This is a genomic window from Synechococcus sp. R6-5 (assembly GCF_047461775.1).
Classification (GTDB): domain Bacteria; phylum Cyanobacteriota; class Cyanobacteriia; order Thermostichales; family Thermostichaceae; genus Thermostichus.
Map to the genome: position 1 here is coordinate 1 of NZ_JANSHV010000110.1, position 9,307 is coordinate 9,307.

General features: G+C 58.4%; 7 protein-coding genes and 2 pseudogenes. 3 read left to right on the plus strand and 6 right to left on the minus strand.

Going from position 1 to position 9,307, the window contains the following annotated elements; translation table 11 throughout:
- Nucleotides 1-16 precede the first annotated feature (16 nt).
- The gene (locus tag NW818_RS06780; RefSeq protein ID WP_414390272.1) at nt 17-268 is read left to right on the plus strand and encodes a hypothetical protein; all 252 of its coding nucleotides are present in this window, start codon (nt 17-19) and stop codon (nt 266-268) included.
- Between the two features lie 66 nt (nt 269-334).
- On the opposite strand, the gene NW818_RS06785 is transcribed toward NW818_RS06780, so the two are convergent.
- A complete protein-coding gene (locus NW818_RS06785) occupies nt 335-748 on the minus strand; it encodes a hypothetical protein (protein ID WP_414343809.1) in 414 nt (137 codons plus the stop codon).
- A gap of 147 nt (nt 749-895) precedes the next feature.
- Between NW818_RS06785 and NW818_RS06790 the strand changes: the two genes are divergently transcribed.
- Nucleotides 896-1,495, plus strand: coding sequence for a pseudouridine synthase (locus tag NW818_RS06790; RefSeq protein ID WP_041436950.1), 600 nt, complete (start codon nt 896-898; stop codon nt 1,493-1,495).
- A 278-nt stretch (nt 1,496-1,773) separates the two neighbouring features.
- Here the strand turns inward: NW818_RS06790 and NW818_RS06795 are convergent.
- From NW818_RS06795 to ccsB, 5 genes and pseudogenes are all read right to left on the minus strand, one after another.
- Nucleotides 1,774-3,121: pseudogene (locus NW818_RS06795) on the minus strand (adenylosuccinate synthase).
- A 211-nt stretch (nt 3,122-3,332) separates the two neighbouring features.
- Complete coding sequence (locus NW818_RS06800) at nt 3,333-4,832, minus strand: S41 family peptidase (RefSeq protein ID WP_414391147.1); 1,500 nt, start codon at nt 4,830-4,832, stop codon at nt 3,333-3,335.
- A 165-nt stretch (nt 4,833-4,997) separates the two neighbouring features.
- Nucleotides 4,998-6,668 carry a trigger factor gene (tig, locus tag NW818_RS06805; RefSeq protein WP_414424146.1) on the minus strand — a complete coding sequence of 557 codons (1,671 nt, stop codon included), beginning with the start codon at nt 6,666-6,668 and terminating at the stop codon, nt 4,998-5,000.
- 76 nt (nt 6,669-6,744) lie between these two features.
- A complete protein-coding gene (locus tag NW818_RS06810; RefSeq protein ID WP_414418616.1) occupies nt 6,745-7,128 on the minus strand; it encodes a lipopolysaccharide assembly protein LapA domain-containing protein in 384 nt (127 codons plus the stop codon).
- Nucleotides 7,129-7,210: 82 nt separating this feature from the next.
- Nucleotides 7,211-8,230, minus strand: a complete 1,020-nt coding sequence (gene ccsB, locus NW818_RS06815; protein ID WP_414388903.1) for a c-type cytochrome biogenesis protein CcsB — start codon at nt 8,228-8,230, stop codon at nt 7,211-7,213.
- Between the two features lie 258 nt (nt 8,231-8,488).
- Here ccsB and NW818_RS06820 point away from each other — a divergent pair.
- A pseudogene (locus tag NW818_RS06820) lies at nt 8,489-9,307 on the plus strand (hypothetical protein); the annotation flags it as partial.

Consider the following 9,307-nt stretch of genomic DNA (forward strand, 5'->3'; position numbering starts at 1 on the left):
GCAGTGTTCAGCGTAAATGTATCAGCACAGCCAATGGATGGAGCAAATAGAGCGGGTGCAGGGATCCCTGGCGGCCTTGGCAGCGGATCCCACCCCGGAAGCCCTGGAACAAGCCCGTCAGCAACTGGGCAACTTGAAAACCAATCTTGCCACTTGGATGCGGCTGGAATCTCTGCGCAACCCCTATCGAGTTCAAGTTTGGGGCAACCGTCTCGCGGCTTTGGAGATGATGCTGCGCTACGGAGAGCAAACCCTGATGAGGGCATGAAGCTCCCCTCTTGCGGGATGGGGATCCCATCTATCCCCAGAACTTCCCCAGAACCGAAAAAAACTGTTATGGGGTATCTTTCGGCATTTCCTCTGCGGGGTCAGGCCCTGTATCCGGCTCCTTGAGGAGAGCAGAGTCCTCAGGGCTGGGCAAGGACTCTGTCCTGCTGGCGCGAACCGCTTCCGGGGAGGTTTCTGGCTCCTCGTCATCGCTACGCGACGCTTCTGGGAACCCGTCAGCAGTGTGTGGCGCTGAAGCGGGCTGAGCAGCAACAGGTTCAGGAGCAGAAGGAGGAGGTGCAGCTGGGATCCCGGCTTCTTCTGCAGGAACAACCGCAGGTGGCTGAGCAGCTTCTTTTTCCTTTTGCTGTTCGTAGCGGCGACGTTTGTTGCCCTCATCCACCAGCACGTACACCAGGCTGAGGAGAGAGAGCCCTGCTGTTCCAACCAAAACCCAGAGTAAGTTGTTGTCTATAGTCATGGGTTGAGCTCCGTCAAACGCTGCTGGCGATGGAGGGATATTGCTCCTTAAGGCTTGATCTTACCGTTGAAGCCGCTCTGCCAAATCTTTCTGCCAAATCTTAAAGATTGGAAAGGTTGGGTTCACAGTTTTGTTGTTTTGTGTGTCATGCGCTATCTCAAGTTCTACAAGCCTTATGGCGTGCTCACCCAATTCACCGACCGAGAGGGACGGCCCACCCTCCAGTCTTTTATCCCGGTGCCCAGGGTTTATCCGGTGGGGCGACTGGATCGCGACAGCGAAGGGCTACTCCTGCTGACCGATGATGGTCGCCTCAATGCCCGCTTGATCGATCCCAAGTTCGGCCATGAGCGCATCTACTGGGTTCAGGTGGAAGGGATCCCCACCCCCCAAGCCCTGCAACAGCTGCAACAGGGGCTGATCATCCAAGGGCGAAAAACGCGCCCGGCCCAGGTCAAAGTCTTGGCTGAGGAACCCACCCTGCCGCCACGGGATCCCCCCATCCGCTTTCGCCGCTCCATCCCCACCACCTGGCTGGAACTGACGCTGCGGGAGGGTCGCAATCGTCAGGTGCGCCGCATGACTGCTGCTGTTGGGATCCCAACTTTGCGGTTGGTTCGGGTTGGACTGGGGCCCCTCTCTCTGGCGGGGCTTGCTCCTGGCCAGTGGCAAGATCTCAGTGAGGTAGAACTGGCCCAACTGCGGCAATATTGTTTTTCTCAAACCATTAGAGTCATTTCAAGTTAGATTAAGACGCTTCCTATTCGCTCGGCAGTGAGGAGCTGGGAAGCAAGACAACGGAACAGTTTTATTCCCTCTTAAATGACTATAAACTAGGACACTGCATCCACACCTAAGACGTTGAACGCACAGGGCCGGAAGGCTTTTCTCCGTAGCTTAGGCGTTTCACCCTAACCTGAAATGACCATAACTTAACTCACATTGATCATTACTGAGCATTTGATCACTACATTGTTAATGATTGCCCTATGATTGCCCTTGTTCCCAATTGTTCTTGAGCCCACTCAGTCGGGCATGAGGGCGTGGACGCGCTTGCCACCATTGGGGTAGAGAAGGGCACGTTTGGGGCCGTGGATGGGATCCTCGACGATAATCGTCTGGTCGCGGCTGGCCCCCAGAGAAACAATGGCAATCGGCACCTGCATCAACTGTGCCAAAAACTTCAGGTAATCATGGGCTTCGGGGGGCAAGTCTTGGATGGAGCGGCAATCTTTGGTGGAACATTTCCAGCCCGGCAGGGTTTCGTAGATGGGTTTGCACTGGGCGAAAACCCGGGCATCGCTGGGAAAGTGACGAATTTCCCGCCCCTGGTACTCGTAGGCCACGCACACCTTGATCTCATCCAAGCCATCCAGCACATCCAGTTTGGTGATGGCCAGGCAGTCTAGGCCATTGATTCGCACCGCGTAGCGCCCAATTACCCCGTCAAACCAGCCGCAGCGCCGTTGTCGCCCTGTGGTGGTGCCGAATTCAGCACCGGTTGCCCCCAGGTACGCCCCGATCTCATCTTTGAGCTCGGTGGGGAAAGGGCCTTCGCCAACGCGGGTGGTATAGGCTTTGGCCACCCCGATCACCCGGTCAATACTGGTGGGGCCGATCCCAGCCAATACAAGCGCCACCGGCAATGGGATGGGAGGAGGTGACGTAGGGGTAGGTGCCGTAGTCGAGATCCAACAGGGTGCCCTGAGCCCCTTCAAACAGGATGTTCTCCCGATCTTCGATTGCTTGGGTGAGAAGCAGAGCAGCGTCGGTAACATAGGGGCGCAGCCGCTCGGCATAGGCCAGGTATTGCTCGATAATTGGCTCGGGATCCAAGGGCGGCAAGTTATAGATCTTTTCCAGCAAGACATTTTTGTAGGGAATGGCCCAACTGAGGCGCTCCCGCAGCTGGTCAGGGTACATCAAGTCCACGACGCGAATGCCCATGCGCTCGGCCTTGTCGGCATAGGTGGGGCCAATGCCCCGGCCGGTGGTGCCCAGCCGGTAAATGCCACGCCGCTCCTCTTCTGCGATGTCAATGACCCGGTGGTAGGGCAGGGTGACGTGGGCCGTTTCGGCAATGAACAGGTTGTCGGTGGAAATGCCCAATTGATGCAGTTGGTCGATCTCGGCCAGCAGAACCTCGGGATCGATCACCGTGCCGCTGGCGATGATGCAGCGTTTGTCGGGGTAGAGAATGCCAGAGGGGATCAAGTGTAGCTTGAAGGTTTGGCCCCCCACCACCAGGGTATGCCCTGCATTCACCCCACCTTGATAGCGGACGACCACATGGGCCTTTTCACTGAGGAGGTCGGTGATCTTCCCTTTTCCTTCATCGCCCCACTGGGCACCGACAACCACGACGTTTGCCAAGAGCTTCTCCTACAGTCCGTAGATGGCACAAAAAATCCCCTTTGCGGGGGTTGCTGCACTAATCTACCGCATCGCTCCGGGCGATGTTGAGAGATCAGGACAAAAAGATTAACAATCGATTAACTTTTCTCCGGCAGGGGACAACGTGGAGATGGGCGGGATCCCCGAACCCTCTGGCAAGCCAACAGAGATTCCCCAGTTGCCCTCGCCTTCAGCTCCCCGGCTTGAACAGGCCAATGGCCGTGACCTGGTTGGATCCCACCTCAAAGGCAAAGGCCAGGCCCAGGGCATCGTAGTTGACGTAGTAGCGGTCGTCGCGCAGATATTCTCGGCTTCCCTTGGGATAGGGTACCACCTCGTTGTAGCCGTTCTCGCCGGGCCCGCCGTAAACGGCGATCACTTCCGAATAGGTGGAGCCGATGCGGATCCCTTCGCCGGTCATGGCTTCCGGGTGGGTGGTGTAGATGCGGTTGGCGAAAAAGCTATCCACAATGCCCGGATGACGGTAGGTGAAGAGGATGTAGTCTTGTAGGTAAAAGATCTTCAAGTCGCTGTTGGGCTGAAACACATTGGCTCCAGAGGCCGCTGGGATCTGATCGACATTGCCCAGCAGGTGGGTATCCACGTTGCGGGTATCCATGCCCAGCTCAAAGCGACCGACTCGACCCTTTTGCACCAGCACTGTAGGCCGTGGGGGCAGGGCAGGTCGCCGGGGGGGCAAGGCTAGCGCTTGCAGGCCGGCATTCAGCCAAGCATTGTCATCTCCTTCCACGGTCTGCAAGGGCACCAGACCCCGCTCCAAAGAGCGACCATCTCCTGTCTTCCAGGTGGCCACGGCCAGTTCCACCGCCGCGCCGGAGGGGAGAGCAAAGAAGCGGGTTTGTCGCTCGCTGCCTTGGGTGGGCTGTCCCAAGATAAGGGTGCTACCGCTGGATCCCAACTGGGCAGCCAAGAGGGTGGCCCCCTGGCGGGTGTTACCATCCACGAGAACGGCCAACGGGATCCCGGCGGCAATGGGCAGATTTTCGCTGTTCCAGAGGGTGGGCTGCCCGAATCGGTCTTCGGTAATCAGCAGCGGCTGGACGGAGCGGGGCAGAAATAGGCGCGCCACATCGGCCACCACTTGGGGGTCGTAGCCCACCGAGCCGCGCAGGTCGAGGACAATGCCCTGGCTGTAGTCTTGGGTGTAGAGGGTTTGGCGGATTTGCTGAGCTGTGGCCGGGGTGAGATCCGGCACAGCCAAATAAACCTGGCGCGGGCCGATCCCGCGGGCTTGTACGGGAGGACGGGGACGGTTGAGCAAGTCCTTGAAAGCTTGCGGATCCCAGAAGCGATCGGCGGGATCCCCATACTCCCGCAGGATCTCTTGAATGAACTCGTACTCCACCTCAATGGGGGGGCGGGGATCCCCGTAGCTTCGGGCCAACAGGCGGGTGTAGAGGTCGTTGTAACTAACTGCGGCAGCTTGGTTGCCTGCACCCAAGGACTCGTTGATGAACAATCCCACCAGATGGCGGAGATCCAGCCCGACCGGCTCACGGGGAGGGGAAGGGGCTGCCGGGATCCCTGGATCGGGAAACGAACCTTGGGGATCCGAGGGCATGATGGGCACAGGAGGCAAGGCCGATTGGCCCACAGCGCTGCCGGGCGAGATCCCGGCGATCAGGGTGAGGATCCCCCAAGCCCCAAGTACGCGCGCAAATCCCTTCATGGCAGCCTGCCCTCTTGCAGATGTTGCGAATAGGATAAACCCTAAACGCTCCCCTTTGCCACTGCCAGCAGTGGTAGATATCTATTTTTTGCGACTTGGAACACTAGGGGCTGCGCCCCCTTGCTTTTGAAGGAAATGCCCTCAGCCAGAAAATCCCCAGCGCATTCACTTGCCTTTTTTGTCCTTTTTGCTCGGCTTGGGCTTTTCTGCTGCCGGGATCTCTGTAGCGGTCTCTGCCGCTTTCTCCTCAACTGGGAGCGTTGCCTCTGCCGCAGAGGCTGAGACGGTTTCAGAAGGGGATGCTTCTACAGCCTTTTCTGTAGCTGGCTCGGCTTCCGCAGCTGCAGCTTCTCCATCCGTTTCCACCCCCGTAGCCGTCTCTGATGAGGATTCAATTGCCTCAGGGATCCCAGATACCTCTGCTTCTGGCTCATCGGCCTCAAACTCGGCCTCTGGCACTTCAACCTTCTCCTCCGAGCCTGCCAAAGAAGTGGGCGCCTGGGTTGGATTCCCCTCGCTATCGACCCAGTTGACCGTGGTCTGAGACTTCAGCCAGGCCATCACCTTGTCGGTCAGCAAGCCTTCATAGACAGCTTGGCGTACTCGTTCCCGATCCAGCTTTTGGCCTTGCTGGGCATAGGCCGCCATCACCTCTTCCACCTCCACGTCCAACTCCGTGGAACCTACGGCAATTTGCTCTTGCCGAACGATGGCGCTCAGGGCCAAGGTGCGCCGCAGCCGGTCGATGGCTTCGGGTCGGTGGCGCTCTTTCAACTGGTTAAGGGTTTCGGGAGGCAACTCGGACAAGAACTTACGGAGCTCCCCCGGCTTGATGCCTTCCTGCCGCAGGGCCTGGAGACTCTGGGCCAGCAGTTGTGTCGTTTCTTGTTCGATGAGGGTTTCCGGCAAATCCACCTCAGTAGTCTCCAAGATGGCGTTGAGGATGGCGGTTTCCAGGTTCTCCTCGGATTGTCTCAGGGCATCCTGTTCAAGGCGCTTTTGCAGGTGTTCCCGCAACTCGGCTACCGTTTGGAAGCTGCTGATCTCTTGCACAAAGGCATCATCCAATTCGGGCAGCTCTTTGGCCTTGATCTCCTTCAGGGAGACGATGAAGGTAACCGTTTTCCCGGCCAACTCTTTTCTGAAGTAGTCGTCGGGGAAGGTGGCTGCGATCTCCTTGGTTTCGTCGAGCTGCATGCCCACGATGCCCGCCACAAAACCGGGGATGAAGTTGTCTTCCTTGAGTTCCAGCTGGAAGTCCTGGGTGGTCATCTCGTCGAGGGGATTGCCTTCTGCATCGCGGGCTGCAAAATCGATCACCACCACATCCCCCAACTGAGCAGGCCGATCTTCTACCGGCAAGAGGGTGGCCCGCTGATCCCGCCATCGGTCGATGAGCTGGTCAATTTGCTCAGGTTTGACGTCAACACGGGTTGCCGTAACGGTCAGCCCTTTGTATTGGCCAACGCGGGCTTCGGGGTACACCTCAACGTATCCCGAGAAGCTGAAGTCTGCCTCGGGGTTGAACTGAGCCAAGAGCTGCCCCACCTCGTCATCCAGCTCGAACCGACTGATGGGGGTGAGCTGAGCTTCCTTGAAAGCCTGTTGAATGGCCTCGTTGATTAGGTCATCCACAGCACTGGCCATGATGCGCTCGCGGCCCACCTGCCGCACAACGAGGTTGCGGGGGGCCTTGCCCTTGCGGAATCCCGGAATTTGGATATTCTGCTCCAGTTGACGCAAGGTTTTTTCGTAGGAGCGCTTCACCCGGTCGGCTTCTACCACGATTTTGAGACCGACCCGGCTGCCAGGGCGTTTTTCTTGGATAACCTGCATAGGAAGTATGAGCTAGGGAGAGGGGCAAGTAGAAGTTCAATTCTACCTCAACGGCCTGTGGGTCAACCTGGGGATTTTAGGCAGGGGATCCCTCGGTGGCCACTTCTTTCACATCCTGGATGTCCTCTTGGGGTTCGGCACGCTTGCTGGGAGGCAGTTGCTTCACTTTGGCTTCCAGCTCCACCACCATTTCCTTGAGTTCGGTGATGGTGACCTCCTTCTCCTGCAGTTGCCGATTTTTTTCCCGGGCTTCGATGCTGAACTGTACGCGCATCCAGAGGCTATACAGCCAGGCGAGGGCGGCCCCAATCCCAGCAGCAGCCAGAAGTTCCATCACCAGAGGGCTTTCGATGCTGACGCCAGGGGCAAAAGTAACCGTGACCGGGGTGGCGTTTTGCATGGCGAAGAGAGCGATTCCTAGGAGAGCCGAGAACAGGATCAGGTAGTTGAACAGTCGCATAATTTTCTCCTCTTGTCTCCTCTTGAGAGGGATCCACTACGGCTTGCCAGCACCAGGATACTCATAAACGGGGATCGGTTTCTTAGAAAAACCAGCCATAGCTGTGTAAGCCTTTGCCCAGAAAGTTGACCCCCAGGTAACATACCCAAACCACTCCAAAACCCAAGCTGGCCAAGAGGGCGGGGCGTCTGCCTTGCCAGCCTTTGGTGATGCGGGCATGCAAATAGGCAGCGAAGACCAACCAGGTAATTAAAGCCCAGGTTTCTTTCGGATCCCAGCTCCAGTAGGTACCCCAGGCTTCGTTGGCCCAAACGGCGCCGGCGATAATGCCGATGGTCAACAGGGGAAAGCCCAGCCCGATCAGCCGGTAGCTGGTGTTGTCCAAGATTTCTGCCAGGCTCAGCCGTTGCCAGGGGATCCCTTCGGGGGCCGGTTGGGGGGGGAGTTCAGCCGACGAGGGGGCAGGACGGGGGGAGCGGAGGCCGGCGTAGGCCAGTTCTGAAGCCGGGGAAGGCAGGGTGGCTTCCGCCCATTCGGGATGGGTTTGGGGTTGGGGAGGGCGAAATTGCAGGCCGAGGGAGTTGCCCTTGAGATGCACTTCCTGACCGCGAGTGACGATGAGAAAGCTGATGGAGAGAAGGGATCCCACCAGCAGCGCCGCGTAGGCCAGCAACATCACAGTCACGTGCATCATCAGCCAGTTGGATTGCAAAGCCGGCACGAGGGGCTGGGCTACCTGCATATCTTCCGGCAGCACCAAGGCAGCAAAGGCTACGATCCCGGTTACAACTGGGGCAGTCATGACCCCCACCCAGCGGCTGCGGCTCCAGTGGAGGGCCAGCAGGTGCAAAGCGGTGATCCCCCAGGCCAGGAAAAACAAAGACTCGTACAGATTACTCAAGGGGAAGTAGCCTGCATCGATCCAGCGGGCCGTCAACAGGGCGGCCATCGTCAAGTTTGCCCCGATCATCCCCGCTAGGCCCAATTCGGCCAAAAGCTGCACCTGGGGAAAAGCTGCCCCACCCCAGTAAAACAGCATGGCCCCCAGAGAAATGGCAAACGCCACGTTGTTGAGCAGAGCTTGCCACTGGGCCAGATCCATGCCCGCAAGAGCTGTTATCGCCAACAGAGCCATACACGACCTCAAAAGTGTCTCCGACCCGGCTTGAGCCAGGCCAGTTGATCCCATTCTAGGGCGGGGGAAGGGATCTTCCCCAAAGGACACATGCTGGTAATGTGGGGATGGCTTGTCTGCGGCTCGGCAGGATACAAAGAGCATTGGGATGTAGGGCTCATGCAAGAACACGCGGGAAATGCCAGGTTGAGAAGGTGGGGGTTGTTGAGATGGTGGATCTGTCTGTTGGCCGCCCTCGTTTTGGCCTCTTGTGGGGGATCCCCGCCTAAACCCCCGCAGGAACAGCTTCCCCAGCTAGAGCGCGTGCCGGTTCCCCCGGAGATTGCCAAGCTGGATGCCCATTTGCAGTACTGTCGCCCGCAAGTTCAGATCCTCAGCCCCAAGCCAGGTGAGGTGTTGTCAGAGCGGCAGGTAACCGTTCGCTTCGCGGTGCAAGGGTATCCGCTTTTCCAAGATCCGCAATTGGGTCTCGGCCCTCATCTGCACGTGGTGCTGGACAACCGTCCCTACATCGCCCATTACGATGCCGATGCTCCCCTCGTTTTCAAGGATTTGGAGCCGGGATCCCATACTCTGCGGGTGTTTGCCGGCAAACCCTGGCACGAGAGCTTCAAAAACTCTGAAGCCTATGCCCAGGTTAGCTTCCACGTGCTAGCTCCCACCCCCGAGTACGTACCACAGCCGCAACTGCCCCTGCTCACCTACAACCGCCCCACAGGCAGCTACGGGGCCGAGCCAATCTTGGTGGATTTCTGGCTGGCCAATGCCCCGGTGCGGGAGAGCCTGTTGAGTGACTTGCCACGGGACTGGCGGATCCGCTACACCCTCAACGGCCAATCTGGCCTGCTGGATCGCTGGGAGTCTTTTTATCTGAAGGGCTTCAGGCCCGGTCGCAATGTGATGGTGCTGGAACTGGTGGACAGCAAAGGGGATCCCATCCGCAATGTGTTCAACAGCGCCGCCCGCGAGATCACCTACACCCCTGGCGGCCAAGACACCCTCTCCAAGCTGGTTCGGGGGGAGCTAAAAGCCGAAGAGGCCCTC